The organism is Streptantibioticus silvisoli, from assembly GCF_027947535.2.
Lineage (GTDB): Bacteria > Actinomycetota > Actinomycetes > Streptomycetales > Streptomycetaceae > Streptantibioticus_C > Streptantibioticus_C silvisoli.
This window is the reverse complement of sequence record NZ_JAAGKO020000018.1, coordinates 83,685-98,269: the sequence shown is the minus strand read 5'-3', so window position 1 is coordinate 98,269 and position 14,585 is coordinate 83,685. Positions and strand designations below refer to the sequence as shown.

Sequence of the window (14,585 nt, the reverse complement as noted above, 5' to 3'; positions counted from 1 at the left end):
GCTCTCGCCCTGCCCCAGCCCCAGCCGCCGCCCCCGTGGCCGCTCCCGGCTGCGTCGTCGTGTGAGGTCATGTGTGGTCCGCCTCCCGGGTGTCATCCGTCACGTTTACGGTCTCAGTGGCTGTTGGCGGCGGTGGCGGGGTGGGGTGGGCGGCGGTAGTGGTGGGGTTCGCCGGAGGTGAAGCCGAGGCGGGCGTAGAGGGCGAGGGCGGCGGCGTTGTCCGATTCGACCTGGAGCAGCGCGCCGGACGCGCCCTCGGTGAGCGCCCGGGCGGCCAGCGCCGCCATCACCGCGGTCGCCAGCCCCTCGCGGCGGTGCTCGGCGGCCACCTCGACGGCCGCGAACACCGCCCACCGCCCCGTCACCGCGACCCGTCCGATCGCGGCCGGCCCGCCCGTACCGCCGCCGGAGCCCCCCGCACCCCCGGCCAACCCCGCCTCCGCCGGCCCCGGCACCTCCGCCGACCCCGACCCCGACTCCGACCCCGCAGCTGACGCCGACCCCGACGCTCCCGACCCCGCCGCCCCCAGCCCGGCGGAGGCGAACCACACCGACGTTCCGCCCGTGAGTACCGTGCGGGCGGCCTCGGGGAGGTCGCCGGTGCGGTGGTAGCGGGAGAGCCAGGCGTCGGTCAACTCGCGGGAGAGGGTGACGCGTTCGGCGCCGGGGGCGTCGGCGAGCGGGGCGAGGGGAGCGGTCATGGAGACGACGGGGGCCTCGGGGGTCCAGCCGTGGCCGGCGAGGGCGGCGTCGAGCGGGGTGCCGGTGGCGACCTGGACGTACGGCGGCAGGCCGCGTTCGGCGTACCAGGCGATGACCTGGCGCAGGGCATCGTCGAGCGGGCGGCCGGGGTCGCCGTGGGCGAGGACGGAGTTGGCACGCCGGGTGAAGCCGCCGCCGGCGCGCAGCCGCCAGTCGCCGAGCGCCGCGACCTCCGGGGCGGGCCAGCCGTCCGCGGCGATCCGCCGCAGTTCGGGGCCGTCGGCGGGCGGCGCGGCCAGCGGGCGGCGGGTCGGCGCGGCGGGGACGATTTTGCCCGCGACGAGGCTGGATTCCGCGATGCGGACGTTCTCACCGGTGCGGCGTGTGACGCTTAGCACACCATGGGACCACGATGTGAGAACACCTAGGGTGTCGGCGAATACCGGGTGTGCGTCGCGTATCTCCGCTACCCTCCGGACGGATACTCGTTTTCCCACGTCAGCGGGGGTAATGCGTACTTCGAGCCGTCCTCCGGCACGGTGTTCCACGGTTCCGCACGCCCCTCTTGTTCGCCTGACGCCCCGAACCGGAGATACTAGAGGCGGGCATCGACGACGCCGCGCTCCCGCGCGAGATGAGCCCTATCGAGGAGGAACGACAGCGTGACCTACGTCATCGCGCAGCCTTGTGTCGACGTCAAGGACAAGGCTTGCATCGAGGAGTGCCCGGTCGACTGCATCTACGAGGGCGCCCGGTCCTTGTACATCCACCCGGACGAGTGCGTCGACTGTGGAGCATGCGAGCCGGTATGCCCGGTTGAGGCGATCTTCTATGAGGACGACACCCCGGACGAGTGGAAGGACTACTACAAGGCGAACGTGGAGTTCTTCGACGAACTCGGCTCGCCCGGTGGTGCCTCCAAGCTCGGCCTGATCGAGCGCGACCACCCGTTCGTCGCCGCTCTGCCGCCGCAGAACGGCTGACGACGCGCTCGCCATGCGACGGTCCCGTACGGCTCCCCGCTGTACGGGGCCGGCTGCTTTGACAGGGCCGGCGGGCCGGCACGGCCGACTCACGACAGACCGGCGTCGGCACGACTGACCCGCGTCGGCACGGCTGACCCGCGCGCCGGCGCGACAGATCCGCGCCGGATGCGCGACAACGGCGACAGCCCCGCGGCGTCGAGATGGATCCGCCGACTCGCGACAGACCGCGACAGCGCGACAGACTCGCGAATGCGGGACGTAACCGCGACAGCGGGGCAGACTCGCGACAGCAGGACAGATCCACGACAGCAGGACAGAAAGAGAACCACCGTGGCGCGTGTGACCGACCGTCTTCCCGTCTTCCCGTGGGACCGCCTGGAGCCCTACAGGACCGCGGCGCTGGCCCACGAGGACGGGGTGGTGGACCTGTCGGTCGGCACTCCGGTCGACTCGGTGCCCGAGGTGGTCCAGCGGGCGCTGGCCGGGGCGTCCGACCGGCCCGGGTACCCGCAGACCTGGGGTACGCCCGCGTTGCGTGACGCGGTGGCGCGCTGGATGGACCGGCGGTTGTCGATCACGGTGCCGCCGGCCGCGGTGCTGCCGGTGATCGGTTCGAAGGAACTCGTCGCGCTGCTGCCGCTGCTGCTCGACCTCGGCCCCGGCGACCGGCTGGCCTACCCGGCGCTGGCCTACCCGACGTACGAGATCGGCGCGCTGGCCGCCCGCGCGGAACCGGTCACCTACGTCGACCCGGTCATCGACCTGGACCCGGAGCGGGTGCGGATGCTGTGGCTGAACACGCCGTCCAACCCGACCGGCCGCACGCTCGGCGTGGACGAGCTGCGGCGGATCGTGGAGTGGGCGCGGGCGCACGACGTGGTCGTGGTCTCCGACGAGTGCTACATCGAACTGGGCTGGGACGTCACGCCGGTCTCCGTGCTGGACGAACGGGTCTGCGGCGGCCGGCACGACGGGTTGATCGCCGTCCACTCGCTGTCGAAGCGGTCCAACTTCGCCGGGTACCGCGGCGCCTTCGTCGTCGGCGACCCGGTGCTGGTCAAGGAGCTGCTGGAGATCCGCAAGCACCTCGGGCTGATCGTGCCCGCGCCGGTGCAGGAGGCGATGGTCGCCGCGCTGGACGACACCGGGCACGTGGCGGCCCAGCGCGAGCTGTACGCGCGGCGGCGGTCGGTACTGAAGGCGGCGCTGACCGGCGCGGGCTTCCGCGTCGACCACAGCGAGGCCGGCCTGTACCTGTGGGCCACCCGCGACGAGCCCTGCTGGGACACGGTCGCCGAGCTGTCCAAGCGCGGCATCCTGGTGGCCCCCGGCGAGTTCTACGGTCCCGCCGGGCAACGGCACGTACGCGTCGCGCTGACCGCCACCGACGAGCGGGTCGACGCGGCGGCGCGGCGGCTGGCCTGACGTACGCCGCCGGCCGGAAACGCCGAAGGGCCCGGGGAGCCGACCGACTCCCCGGGCCCTTCCGCACGGAGGACAGGCCCTTCCGCGCGGATGACGTATGACCGTCGTGCCGCTCGGACGTCAACGGGCGGTGTCGCGCGGGCCGTGCCGCGTCAATCACCCTTGACGTCCGAGCGGTCGCGCGTCAACGACGTGCCGCTGGCGTGCGTCAGAGGGGCAGGCCGCCGGCCGGGATCATCGGGCCGTTCTGCTGGCCCTGGGTCGTCAGCCCGCCGGTGGACAGACCGTGCAGCGGGAGCTTGTCGGTCAGGCCGGAGCCGCCCTTGGCGGCCTGCGCGGTGTGGCCGGTGGCCTGGCCGACCTGGCCGGCGGCGTCGCCCACGGTCTTCTGCGCGGCCGGGGCCATGGTGCGGCCCGCCGACTCCACGGTCTTCTGCGCGGCCGGCAGCAGGGTCTGCTGGGCGTCGCGGCCGGTCACGTTCGCCACGCCGACCGCCTGGTGGGTGGCGCCGTCCACGTTGTCGCCGAGGGCGGACGCGGCGTCGGTGCTGCTCAGTCCGCCCAGGTCGGCGGCCTGCGGCAGTCCGGCGGCCGACGCCGTGCCGGCACCGAGGCCGATGACCGGAGCGGCGGCCGCGATGAGCAGGGCGGCCTGGGCCATCCGACGCTTGAGGGGGTGGGACATGATGCTCCTTGACGGGCGTTGAGGACACGGTGTCCGCCGCGGCGGACACCGTGACTACCGCGTGAGCGACGTTTAGGTTGCGGGCGTTCGAAGTAAAGAATGCGCAACGCGTCGCATAATCACCTTTCGGGAGAATCGGGCATTCGGCCCCGCCGGACCGGTCCCGCCGAACCGTCCCTGCCCAACTCCCGCACGGGCCGCGCCGTTTGTCGTACGGGCTGGCCGGAGTCCGTCCCCGGCGCCGTGCCGCCCGGCCCGGTTGCCCCCGCACGGGTGAACGGTCGCGCCTGTGCGCGGTCAGTGCTGCACGGTGATCCGAACGTCGCCGTACGCCTGTCCGGCCGGCCGCGAGTCGGAGGTCCACCCGTCGTCGGACCGCGACGCCCACCAGACCCGGCCGCGGTAGCGGACCTCGGTGATCCGCAGCTCCGCCGCGTGCGCCACCGCCCACTGCGCCAGCACCCAGCCGTGCTGCGCCGCGTTCAGCCCGGTCGGCTCACCCGCGCTGTCGCCCGGCACGGTCACCGTCGGGTCCGCCGCGCCGCCGCCGGGCGCCGGGGCGCTTGTCCCGCCGGCGGCCGTTCCGCTGTCCGGCAGGCCGGCGGCGGCGTAGGGGCGCATGATCCGCGCGCCGAACTCCCGGGTCAGCCGGGCGGTCACCCGCGCCGGATCGCCGGGTGTCGTGCCGCTGACGACCCGGCAGGTCAGGCTGGGCGCCCGCCCGGACAGCGCGCCGGCCAGCAGGGAGGCGTCGGCCTCGTGCTTGGCGTACGCCTGCGGGTAGCCGCTGCGCTGGACCCGTTGCGCGGCGACCGTCAGCGGCAGCCGCGAGTAGCCGGGGATCTTCACCAGCTCGTCGAAGAACTCGTTGGCCGAGTAGACCGGGTCCACGATCTGCTCGCGGGTGCCCCAGCCCTGCGAGGGCCGCTGCTGGAACAGCCCGAGCGAGTCCCGGTCGCCGCCCGACAGGTTCCGCAGGTCCGACTCCTGCATGGCGGTGGCCAGCGCTATCGTCAGCGCGCGCTCCGGCAGGTCGCGGGAGACCGCCACCGCGCCGATGGTCGCCGCGTTCGCCGCCTGGTCCTGCGCCAGCCCCAGCCGGCTGCCGCCCGCCGCGACCGAGCAGTCCGAGCGACCGGCCCCCGCCACCTCACGCAGCGTCACATATCCCGCCACGGCCAGCAGTGCCAGCGTCGCGGCGCCCCAACGCACCCGTTTGCGGCGCGGCTTGGACGCTGACGGATGACGGGGCACGCGCACCACGGTACCCGGGCCGGCGGCCCGCGAACGGCACCGCCGGCACACGTCACGCTGACAGCCCCCACTACCCGCCACCAGCGGCGGGCACCGGCCCGGCGGCGCGTTGCCGGACGCGGTGGTGCGGTCCCCGGACGGGGGCACGGTTCCGGGGTGGGGTGCTGTGACGGGGGAGCGGCGGTGTACGTACGGCGGGGGATCGGCGGGTGTACGCGCGGTTCCGGAGCGGCGGTGCCGTGGCGGGGGATCGGCGGGTGTACGTGCGGCGCCAGTGCCGTGCGATGGGAGCGCCTGGCACCCGTGCGGCGGGGGATCGGCGGGTGTACGTGCGGCGCCGGAGCGGCGGTGTCGTACGGCAGGGGGAACGGCCGGTGTACGTGCGGCAGGGGGATCGGCCGGTGTACGTGCGGTTCCGGAGCGGCGGTGCCGTACGGCGGGGGAACCGGCCGGTGTACGTACGGCGAGGGGATCAGCCGGTGTACGTGCGGTCCCGGAGCGACGGGAACGGCCGGTGTACGTACGGCGCCGGTGCCGTGCGATGGGGGAAAGCCTTGGCACCCGTGCGGTGCGGGAGGCGGAACCCGTGCGGTGCGGGAAGCGGCCGGTAGGGTCGCCCGCATGAGTGCCTCCACGACCACGCCCGTGCTCGACCTCACCCAGGACGCGGTCGTGGTGACCGCGCAGCTGGTCGACATCCCCTCCGTCAGCCGCGAGGAGAAGCCGCTGGCCGACGCGGTCGAGGCGGCGTTGCGCGCGGTGCCGCACCTGAGCGTGGACCGCGACGGCGACGCGATCGTGGCCCGCACGTCGCTGGGGCGGACCGAACGGGTCGTGCTCGCCGGCCACCTCGACACCGTGCCGATCGCCGGCAACCTGCCGTCCCGGCTGGACGGCGGCCTGCTGCACGGCTGCGGCACCACCGACATGAAGTCCGGCGTCGCCGTTCAGCTGCGACTGGCGGCCGCGCTGCCCGATCCCAACCGTGATCTGACCTTCGTCTTCTACGACGCCGAGGAGATCGCCGCCGAGTTCAACGGCCTCAAGCGGCTTGCCGAACACCACCCGGAGTGGCTGGCCGGCGACTTCGCGGTCCTGCTGGAGCCCACCGGCGGCCAGGTGCACGGCGGCTGCCAGGGCACCCTGCGGGCCCGGATCACCACCACCGGCCGGCGCGCGCACTCCGCCCGCAGCTGGCTCGGCGACAACGCCATCCACAAGGCCGCCCCGATCCTGACCCGGCTCGCCGCCCACCAGCCGCGCCGGGTCGAGATCGACGGGCTGGTCTACCCCGAGGGCCTCAACGCGGTCCTCATCGAGGGCGGCCACGCCGGCAACGTCATCCCCGACTCCTGCGCCGTCACCGTCAACTACCGCTTCTCGCCCGACCAGTCGGAGGCCGAGGCGCTGGCCCGGGTGCGGGAGGTGTTCGACGGCTACGACGTGGAGCTGACCGACAGCGCCCCGGGAGCGCTGCCGGGCCTGACGCAGCCGGCCGCGGCCGCGTTCCTCGCCGCGATCGGCGGTACCCCGTCGGCCAAGGAGGCCTGGACCGACGTCGCCCGCTTCTCCGCCCTCGGCGTGCCGGCCGTCAACTACGGCCCCGGCGACCCCACTCTCGCCCACACCCGCGAGGAACACGTGGAGACCGCCGCCGTCCTGGAGTGCGAGGAACGGCTGCGGCGCTGGCTGACCGCGTAACGGGGCAGGGATACGTACGCTGCAACTACGGCCGCCGCGCGCGCGGCGGCAGGAAGGAGCGCGACGTGGCTGAACCGAGGGACGAGTACCGCACGGAGCGACACCCCCGGCAGGACGCCGGGAGCACGGCGGAGGGCGACGAGGGGGGCGCCGCGGCGCGAACCGCCGCACGGGGCACCGGTGCCGGGCGCAGAACCGGGGGCGGCGGCAGCCCCAGGCCCGCGCAGGAGGCCGCCGCCGCGGCCAACGCGGCCGCCGAGAGCGCCCCCTACGGCCACGGCTGGCCCGAACAGCACACCGGCCCGGTCGTGCGGCGCCGCGGCCAGGTCCAGTCCGGTACCACCGACCAGCGGCTGCTGGACACCCAGGACTCCACCGACTGGCTGCACGGCGACCCCTGGCGGGTCATGCGCATCCAGTCCGAGTTCGTCGAGGGCTTCGGCGCGCTCGCCGAACTCGGCCCGGCCATCAGCGTGTTCGGCTCGGCCCGCACCGCCATCGACTCACCCGAGTACGAGGCCGGCGTCCGCATCGGCCGCACCCTGGCCGAGGCCGGCTTCGCCGTCATCACCGGCGGCGGCCCCGGCGCCATGGAGGCCGCCAACCGCGGCGCGCTGGAGGCCGGCGGGCTGTCGGTGGGCCTCGGCATCGAGCTGCCCTTCGAGCAGGGCCTCAACCGGTACGTCGACATGGGCGTCAACTTCCGCTACTTCTTCGTCCGCAAGACGATGTTCGTCAAATACGCCCAGGGCTTTGTCGTCCTGCCCGGCGGATTCGGCACGCTGGACGAGCTGTTCGAGGCGCTGACCCTGGTGCAGACGAAGAAGGTCACCCGCTTCCCCATCGTGCTGTTCGGCACGGCCTACTGGGGCGGGCTGGTCGACTGGGTGCGCGGCACGCTCATCGCCGAGGGCAAGGCGTCCCGCGCCGACCTGGAGCTGTTCCACGTCACCGACGACGTCGACGAGGCCGTCGCCCTGGTCACCAAGGAGGTCTGACCGGGCCCGCCCCGCCGGGGCCGCACCGCGCCGGTTCCGTCAGCCCATGCCGCGCAGCGTCACGGCGGGCGGACGGTGACCGGCGATCGAGGCGACCATGTCGAGGACCTGCCGGGCCACCGTGACGTCGCGGACCCGGAAGACCCGGGCCCCCAGCCACGCGGTCACCGCCGCGGTGGCCACGGCCGGGCCGGCCAGCTCGCCGTCCGCCAGCCCCACCAGCACCGCGTGACCGGTGGCGGCCAGCGCCGCGGTGCCCCGGACCGCCTCCCGCGAGCCACCGGCCCCGCCGTCCAGCAGCACCCCGTCCGCCCGCACCCCGGCCGCCAGTGCCGCCTCCAGGGCCTGCGGCGCGCACACCACGCCGGCGCCGTACCGGGCGGCGATCCGTGCGAACGCCGGGTCCGCGCCGCCGGCCGGCCCGCCGACCAGGTCGGCGCCCGCCGCGCAGGCCGCCTCCGCCGCGACCGGGTCCGCCGCCCGTACCGCCACCACCAGCCCCGGATGCGCCGCCCGCACCGCCGGCAGCGCCGCTGGCCCGTCCAGCTCCACGATCGCCGCACCCTGCGCCACGGCCCGCGCCACCGCCCCGGCGTCCCCGGCCGTCACCGCCATCACCACCGGCTCGTGCTCCCCGAACTCCCGCCCGCCCAGCCGCAGCATCCTCGCCGTTCCCCTCGCTCTCCGACCCCCGTGCGGACCTCGCGCCGACCCTAACCCCTCCCCGCAGCGCCACGCGGTAACGAGCGGCATGGCACGATCGTCATCCACAGTTCGGGTCGGGAACGGGAGACACGTCGTGTTCTGGTTCATGCTCATCGCGCTTGTGGTGGTGGTCGCGGCCGTCGCCCTCGCGGTGCTGGGAAACGGCGGCACACTGCCGGACGCCGAGCACGACCGGCTCGACGACCCGCTGCCGGCCGAGCGCCCGGTGCGGCCCGCCGACCTCGACGCGCTGCGCCTGGCCGTCACCCTGCGCGGCTACCGGATGTCCGACGTTGACGACGTGCTGGACCGGGTCGGCGCCGAACTCGCCGAACGGGACGCCCGCATCGCCGAGTTGGAGGCCGCGCTGGCCGGCGCGCACGACGCCGCGTTCGGCGGCCCGGGGCTCGGCCGTCCCGCGTTCGGCGGCCCCGACTACGGCCCGCCGCAGCCCCGCCCGCAGCAGTACCCCCAGCAGCAGGGACAGCCCCAGCAGCAGGGGCAGCACTACCCCCAGCAGCAGTACCCGCAGGAGCGGTACCCGCACGAGCCCGGCGACCGGGGTCCGGGACCGTCACTGGCCAAGGGCGACCCCTGGCAGGGGCACGCCGAGCCCGGTCCGTGGGACGGCGGCCGCGGTGAGTGACGCCGGCTCGCCGGTCACCGGCGAGGACGGCCTCGCCCGCTGCCCCTGGGGGCTGTCCACGCCGGACTACGTCGCCTACCACGACAACGAGTGGGGCCGCCCGGTGCACGGCGACGACGCGCTGTTCGAACGCGTCTGCCTGGAGGCGTTCCAGTCCGGGCTGTCGTGGCTGACGATCCTGCGGCGCCGCGAGGGGTTCCGCGCCGCCTTCGCCGGTTTCCGGGCGGCCGAGGTCGCCGCGTTCACCGACGCCGACCGGGCCCGCCTGCTGGCCGACGCCGGGATCATCCGCAACCGCGCCAAGATCGACGCCGCGATCACCAACGCCCGGGCCACCGTCGACCTCGCCGGGAGCCACGACGGCGGACTTGACGCGCTGGTGTGGTCCCACGCCCCCGACCCGGCCGGCCGCCCCGCACCGCGCGGCACCGCCGACGTGCCCGCGGTGACCCCGCAGTCCACCGCGCTGGCCAAGGACCTCAAGAAGCACGGCTTCCGCTTCGTCGGCCCCACCACCGCCTACGCCCTCATGCAGGCGTGCGGTCTGGTCAACGACCACCTGGCCGGCTGCCACGCGCGCTGATCGGGTACGCGGGCTGATGCGCCGGTGCGGTGGTCGGTTGGTCTGATGATCGGCTGTACCGACGGTCAGCCAGTCCGACGGTCAGCCGGCCCGACAGTCCGTGTGACCCGGCGATCCGCCGATCCCACGATCCGCTCATCGGCTGATCCGCCCGGCAGCAAGTCCGATCGTCCGCCGGTCCGATCGCCAGTCAGTCCGATCGTCGGTCGATCCGACCGTCCGCCGGTCCGACGGTCGGCCGCTCCGACGTTCAGCCGATCCGCCCGTCCGCTGATCCACCGATCCGATGATCCGTGATCACCCGTGCGACGCGCCCGGGTCAGCTGCCGGTGAACTTCGGCTTCTCCTTCTTCAGGAACGCCTCCACCGCGATCCGGTGGTCCCGGGACAGTCCCGCGCGTTCCTGGAGTTCGCCCTCCTTGGCCAGCGTCTCCCGCAGCGGGTGGCCGGCGCCGTAGGCCAGCGACTCCTTGATCGCCGCGTAGGCGGTCGTGGGACCCTCGGCCAGCCGGCGGGCCACCGCGAGCGCGGCCTGGGGCAGCTCGGCCGTCGGGACCACCTGCTGGGCGATGCCCCACTCCAGCGCCTGCGCCGCGCCGATCGACCGCGGGAACAGCAGCAGGTCCGCGGCGCGGGCCGGGCCGATCAGGCGCGGCAGCGTCCAGGAGACGGCCGAGTCCGCGGTCAGCGCCACGCCGGCGAAGGAGGTGTTGAACGACGCGTCCTCGGCGACCACGCGGTAGTCGGCGGCGAAGGCGAAGCCGGCGCCCGCCCCGGCCGCCACACCGTTGACGCCGGCCACCACGGGCTTGGGCATGGTGGCGATCGCCTCGACGATCGGGTTGTAGTGCAGCTCGACGGTGTTCATCAGCCGGCCCTCGGACGGCGCGTCCGCCTGGAGGATGGCGACGTGCTCCTTGAGGTCCTGGCCCACCGAGAACGCCCGGCCGGTGCCGGTCAGCAGTACGGCGCGGACCCCGGTGTCGGAGGCCGCCTCGCGCAGCGCGTCCCGCAGCGCCTCCTTGGTGGCGATGTCGAGCGCGTTCATGGCCTGCGGACGGTTCAGGGTGACGGTGGCGAGGCCGTCGGCCACCTCGTACAGGACACAGTCGGCCATGGCAGCGGATCCCCTTCGTCGCGGCTGATGAGCCCCAGCATGCCCGAGAACGTGACGAAGGAACACGTTGACCGGGGCGTGGGACGGCTTTCGCGGGAAAGATCGCGGATGGCGAAGTATCGCAGTGGAGCAGCGGTATTGGGGGTGTTTGATCAAGGGGTCCAGGTCATTGGCCAGCGGCGAGCCGCCGAAGGGTCGGCACCCGATGTTGGTCATCGGGGACCGCCATGCGGGATAATGGCTTGGAACCAATGTGTTCGAGTCCGGTGGCGCCTGGGTCACCGGTTGCGAAGAGCTGGTTTCAGGAAGGGGATCGAGCATGGCGGCCATGAAGCCGCGGACGGGTGATGGCCCGCTCGAGGTGACAAAGGAGGGGCGGGGCATCGTCATGCGAGTTCCGCTCGAAGGCGGCGGGCGGCTCGTCGTCGAGCTGACCCCCGACGAGGCGGGTGCCCTCGGCGAGGCTCTCAAGAAGGCATGCGGCTGAACGCCGCGTGACGAGCCGCCCCAGCGGCTCGCGCATCGCTTCCCGCGGCCCCGGATCGGCCGCCGGCCGGTGACCCACGCGGTCACCGGCCGGCGGCGGGCCCGGGGCCGTCAGCGTGCCCGGGGGCGTACGGGGGCCTGGCGGGCCGCTCCCGGCCCCGGCGGCCCCCGGGTGTCCCGGCGGGGCATCCGCCGGACCGTACGGCGCGAGAGCGGCCGTCAGGGCCGTTCGACCGGGCCGAGCAGGCCGCCGCGTAAGAGGTGTAGGGCGGGCGCCGCGTAAGACGTGTACGTAAGAGCGCAGAGCAGCCGCGCCCTGGGCGGAGCGGAACGCCGACCCGCGCAGAGCAGGGGCCCGGCCCCCGCGCCGCAGCAGCCCGCTCCCGCACCGGAGCAGCCCCGTACCGGAGCAGCCCCGCACCGCAGCATCCCGCACCGGAGCAGCCCCGCACCGGAGCAGCCCCGCACCGGAGCAGACGCACCCGAGCAGCCCTGCACCGGAGCAGCCCCGCACCGGAGCAGCCCCGCGCCGCAGCGGCGTCAGGGGCGTTTGACCGCGCAGAGCAGCCCGTCGTCGGTGGGCAGCAGGACGGGGACGAGTGCGTCGCTGTCGCGTACCGCCCGCAGTACCTCGCGCAGTTCGCGGACCTCGGTGTCCTGGTAGGCGGCGTCCATGGCGCGGCCGTGCGCGAAGACCCCCTCGAAGCACACCAGCCCGCCGGGCCGCAGCAGACGCAGCGATTCGGCCAGGTACCGCATGTACTCGTGCCGGTCGCCGTCGCAGAACACCAGGTCGTAGCCGCCGTCGGCCAGCCGGGGCAGCACGTCCGCCGCCCGCCCGGGGATGCAACGGGCCCGGTTCACCGCGAAGCCGGCCTCGCGGAACGCCTCCCGGGCCAGCTGCTGGCGGTCCGGCTCGGTGTCCACCGTGGTCAGCACGCCGTCCGGCCGCATGCCGCGCAGCAGGTGCACCCCGGAGACCCCCAGGCCGGTGCCGATCTCCACGACGACCTTGGCGCAGGCGGTGGCGGCCAGCAGGCGCAGCGTCGCGCCGGTGGCGGGCGAGACCGCGCGCACCCCGGCCAGCCGTGAGCGCTGCCGGGCACGGAGGAGCGCGTTCTCCTCCTCGGCGAACGCGTCGGCGAACGCCCCGGCCGGGTGCCCGTTGCCGCTAATGGTCCCTCTCCCGTCCCCGTGTGCCGTGGCATGCGCCGAACGGCCGTGTGGCCTCGCGTGTTGTGCCGCTCGGCGACTGTATCCGCTGCGGGTGGGAACCCGTGGCCCGGTCCGTGCGTTGACGCTGGTGGAACGGGTCGCGGAGCACGCGCAGGGCTCCGCCGACAGATCGCTTCCAACGGACCAGAGCAGTTGCAAAGTTGCTTATCCGGAGCTAACGGGCGGGGTGGATATGGTAGTGGCTCTACTGGAGACCACCGGAGCCGACAGGGGAGGTGCGGCCGGCGACGACAGCGCGCCCGGAGTGATCGACCGCTTCCGGGTACACCTGGGCCGGCCCAGATCCGTGAACAATGACGCTGAGCGTGGCACCGACGCCTCCCGTTCCGAGGCCGCGGTCGCGACCGCCACTTTCGGGACCGACGGGGAGACGTGGACGCCTCCCTCCTGGGAGGAGATCGTCGCCGCCCACAGCGCCCGGGTCTACCGCCTCGCCTACCGGCTGACCGGCAATCAGCACGACGCCGAGGACCTCACCCAGGAGGTCTTCGTCCGGGTCTTCCGCTCGCTGTCCACCTACACCCCCGGCACCTTCGAGGGCTGGCTGCACCGGATCACCACCAACCTCTTCCTCGACATGGTGCGCCGCCGCCAGCGGATCCGCTTCGACGCCCTCGGCGACGACGCGGCGGAGCGGCTGCCCAGCCGTGAGCCGTCTCCCGCCCAGGCCTTCAACGACACCCACTTCGACGCCGACGTCCAGCAGGCGCTGGACACCCTCGCGCCGGAGTTCCGTGCGGCCGTGGTGCTGTGCGACATCGAGGGCCTGTCGTACGAGGAGATCGCGGCGACCCTGGGGGTCAAGCTCGGTACCGTTCGCAGCCGCATCCACCGCGGCCGCTCCCACCTGCGCAGCGCCCTGCGACACCGCGCGCCGGCCACGCCCCGTTCGGGACGTGACCTGGCCGAGGCCGTCGCCGGCAATGACACGGTAGGAACGGCGACGCGGGGGAGATCGTGAGCGGTACAGGTCAATTCCGCAACGTACGAGGCGCACTGTCGCGCTCCGGCACGGCACGGGAGCACCTGGGCGACCGGCTGGCCGCCTTCGTCGACGGCGAACTCGGGGACGACGCGCGGGACCGCGTGCTGTCCCACCTGGCGTCCTGCGACCCGTGCAAGGCGGAGGCGGAGGAGCAGCGGCGGCTGAAGAACGCGGTGGCCGACGCGCTGCCGCCCGCCCTGTCGGACGGGCTGCTGGCCCGCCTCCAGGGCCTGCCGGGCTGCGACCACGACGACCTGGCCGGGCCGGGCCCCGACACCCCCTGCGGGCTGTTCGGGCGCGGTGGCCCCGGCGTCCTCGACAGCGTGCTGGGCGGTCCGTCCGACGGTGACCGGTCCCCGGCCCGCGGCGGCGAGCGCCGGTCGTTCCTGACCCCGGCCGAGCCGCTGGCCGGCTTCCCCATCCACGACTTCACCCGGCCCGCCGCATCCCGGAGCCGGCGGCTGGCGTTCGCCGCGGCCGGCGCCTTCTCGCTGGCCGCGCTCGCCATCGGCGCCGCCGTGCCGCTGGAGGGCGGGTCGGCCGTCACCGGTGCCGCGGACCCGGCCCCCGGCACCGCGGCGACCCCGCAGAGCATGCGGCAGGTCGCCGACCAGCGGTCCGCCGAAGCCGTCGCCTCCCCGGCGCCGGACGCGGTGGAGCAGTCGCTGATGTCACCGCGCGGCGGGCGTTCCCCGCTCGGCGCCACCGGCCCGGCCGCGCCCGCCGCCCGCCCGCTCGCCGCCGGCGCCCCCGGGCCCAGCGCGCTGCCGCTGGCGCCCTGGACGGCGGCGGGGGCCTCCCCGGCGGCGTCGGTGTCCGCCACGGCGTCCCCGGCGCCGGTCGTGGCCGCCCCGCGCGCGCCCGTGCCGTCCACTCCGCCGGCGTCCGCCCCCGCGGGCCGCGCCGGCACCCCGGTGCCGTTGCCGCAGCTCACCGGCGAGTACGCCGAGCGGCTCCCGGCCGGCTACCTCGGCGGCCATCCGTACTGAGGCCGCACCGAGGCCACCCGGCTGCCTGATTCCCCTGAGCGGTCCGTGTCGCGTTGCGGCACGGACCGCCTGCGTGTGGGCTGGGGT

General features: G+C 74.6%; 14 protein-coding genes and 1 pseudogene. 9 read left to right on the top strand and 6 right to left on the bottom strand.

Translation table 11 applies throughout. The features are described 5' to 3' along the window. Positions 1–113 precede the first annotated feature (113 nt). Positions 114–1,250 carry a GNAT family N-acetyltransferase gene (locus tag POF43_RS14475; protein WP_282704584.1) on the bottom strand — a complete coding sequence of 379 codons (1,137 nt, stop codon included), beginning with the start codon at positions 1,248–1,250 and terminating at the stop codon, positions 114–116. A gap of 114 nt (positions 1,251–1,364) precedes the next feature. Between POF43_RS14475 and fdxA the strand changes: the two genes are divergently transcribed. Both fdxA and dapC read left to right on the top strand, forming a co-directional pair. Next, positions 1,365–1,685 carry a ferredoxin gene (gene fdxA / locus POF43_RS14470; RefSeq protein ID WP_271316319.1) on the top strand — a complete coding sequence of 107 codons (321 nt, stop codon included), beginning with the start codon at positions 1,365–1,367 and terminating at the stop codon, positions 1,683–1,685. Between the two features lie 333 nt (positions 1,686–2,018). Then, on the top strand, positions 2,019–3,113 hold the full coding sequence (dapC, locus tag POF43_RS14465) for a succinyldiaminopimelate transaminase (protein ID WP_271325131.1): 1,095 nt from the start codon (positions 2,019–2,021) through the stop codon (positions 3,111–3,113). 208 nt (positions 3,114–3,321) lie between these two features. Here dapC and POF43_RS14460 read toward each other — a convergent pair whose 3' ends face one another. Beyond that, positions 3,322–3,798, bottom strand: a complete 477-nt coding sequence (locus POF43_RS14460) for an ATP-binding protein (RefSeq protein WP_271325130.1) — start codon at positions 3,796–3,798, stop codon at positions 3,322–3,324. A 297-nt stretch (positions 3,799–4,095) separates the two neighbouring features. Beyond that, on the bottom strand, positions 4,096–5,052 hold the full coding sequence (locus tag POF43_RS14455; RefSeq protein WP_271325129.1) for a VldE C-terminal domain-containing protein: 957 nt from the start codon (positions 5,050–5,052) through the stop codon (positions 4,096–4,098). 621 nt (positions 5,053–5,673) lie between these two features. Here POF43_RS14455 and dapE point away from each other — a divergent pair. Together dapE and POF43_RS14445 are read left to right on the top strand one after the other, a co-directional pair. Further along, positions 5,674–6,753: a succinyl-diaminopimelate desuccinylase gene (dapE, locus tag POF43_RS14450; protein WP_271325344.1), complete on the top strand. Its 1,080-nt coding sequence runs from the start codon at positions 5,674–5,676 to the stop codon at positions 6,751–6,753. Positions 6,754–7,061: 308 nt separating this feature from the next. Further along, positions 7,062–7,751: an LOG family protein gene (locus POF43_RS14445; RefSeq protein WP_271316320.1), complete on the top strand. Its 690-nt coding sequence runs from the start codon at positions 7,062–7,064 to the stop codon at positions 7,749–7,751. Positions 7,752–7,790: 39 nt separating this feature from the next. On the opposite strand, the gene POF43_RS14440 is transcribed toward POF43_RS14445, so the two are convergent. After that, a complete protein-coding gene (locus tag POF43_RS14440; protein ID WP_282704583.1) occupies positions 7,791–8,414 on the bottom strand; it encodes a hypothetical protein in 624 nt (207 codons plus the stop codon). Between the two features lie 136 nt (positions 8,415–8,550). Here POF43_RS14440 and POF43_RS14435 point away from each other — a divergent pair. Beyond that, positions 8,551–8,869: pseudogene (locus POF43_RS14435) on the top strand (DivIVA domain-containing protein); the annotation flags it as partial. Between the two features lie 225 nt (positions 8,870–9,094). After that, on the top strand, positions 9,095–9,685 hold the full coding sequence (locus POF43_RS14430; RefSeq protein ID WP_271316854.1) for a DNA-3-methyladenine glycosylase I: 591 nt from the start codon (positions 9,095–9,097) through the stop codon (positions 9,683–9,685). Positions 9,686–10,004: 319 nt separating this feature from the next. Here the strand turns inward: POF43_RS14430 and POF43_RS14425 are convergent, their stop codons facing one another. Then, a complete protein-coding gene (locus tag POF43_RS14425) occupies positions 10,005–10,802 on the bottom strand; it encodes an enoyl-CoA hydratase/isomerase family protein (RefSeq protein ID WP_271324734.1) in 798 nt (265 codons plus the stop codon). Between the two features lie 319 nt (positions 10,803–11,121). Between POF43_RS14425 and POF43_RS14420 the strand changes: the two genes are divergently transcribed. Continuing rightward, entirely contained in the window at positions 11,122–11,289 is a 168-nt protein-coding gene (locus POF43_RS14420; protein WP_271316856.1) for a DUF3117 domain-containing protein, read from the top strand. A 539-nt stretch (positions 11,290–11,828) separates the two neighbouring features. Here the strand turns inward: POF43_RS14420 and POF43_RS14415 are convergent. Continuing rightward, positions 11,829–12,464, bottom strand: coding sequence for an O-methyltransferase (locus tag POF43_RS14415; protein ID WP_271316858.1), 636 nt, complete (start codon positions 12,462–12,464; stop codon positions 11,829–11,831). Between the two features lie 232 nt (positions 12,465–12,696). Between POF43_RS14415 and sigE the strand changes: the two genes are divergently transcribed. Both sigE and POF43_RS14405 read left to right on the top strand, forming a co-directional pair. Continuing rightward, positions 12,697–13,485, top strand: coding sequence for an RNA polymerase sigma factor SigE (gene sigE, locus POF43_RS14410; RefSeq protein ID WP_271316859.1), 789 nt, complete (start codon positions 12,697–12,699; stop codon positions 13,483–13,485). Further along, entirely contained in the window at positions 13,482–14,498 is a 1,017-nt protein-coding gene (locus POF43_RS14405; protein WP_271316857.1) for a zf-HC2 domain-containing protein, read from the top strand. The genes sigE and POF43_RS14405 overlap by 4 nt, the downstream gene beginning before the upstream one ends. Positions 14,499–14,585: the final 87 nt, after the last annotated feature.

Coding starts and splice junctions, on each gene's coding strand:
- POF43_RS14460 (WP_271325130.1), bottom strand. CDS start 3,798: ATGTCCCACCCCCTCAAGCGTCGGATGGCCCAGGCCGCCCTGCTCATC.
- dapE (WP_271325344.1), top strand. CDS start 5,674: ATGAGTGCCTCCACGACCACGCCCGTGCTCGACCTCACCCAGGACGCG.
- POF43_RS14440 (WP_282704583.1), bottom strand. CDS start 8,414: ATGCTGCGGCTGGGCGGGCGGGAGTTCGGGGAGCACGAGCCGGTGGTG.
- POF43_RS14425 (WP_271324734.1), bottom strand. CDS start 10,802: ATGGCCGACTGTGTCCTGTACGAGGTGGCCGACGGCCTCGCCACCGTC.
- POF43_RS14420 (WP_271316856.1), top strand. CDS start 11,122: ATGGCGGCCATGAAGCCGCGGACGGGTGATGGCCCGCTCGAGGTGACA.
- sigE (WP_271316859.1), top strand. CDS start 12,697: ATGGTAGTGGCTCTACTGGAGACCACCGGAGCCGACAGGGGAGGTGCG.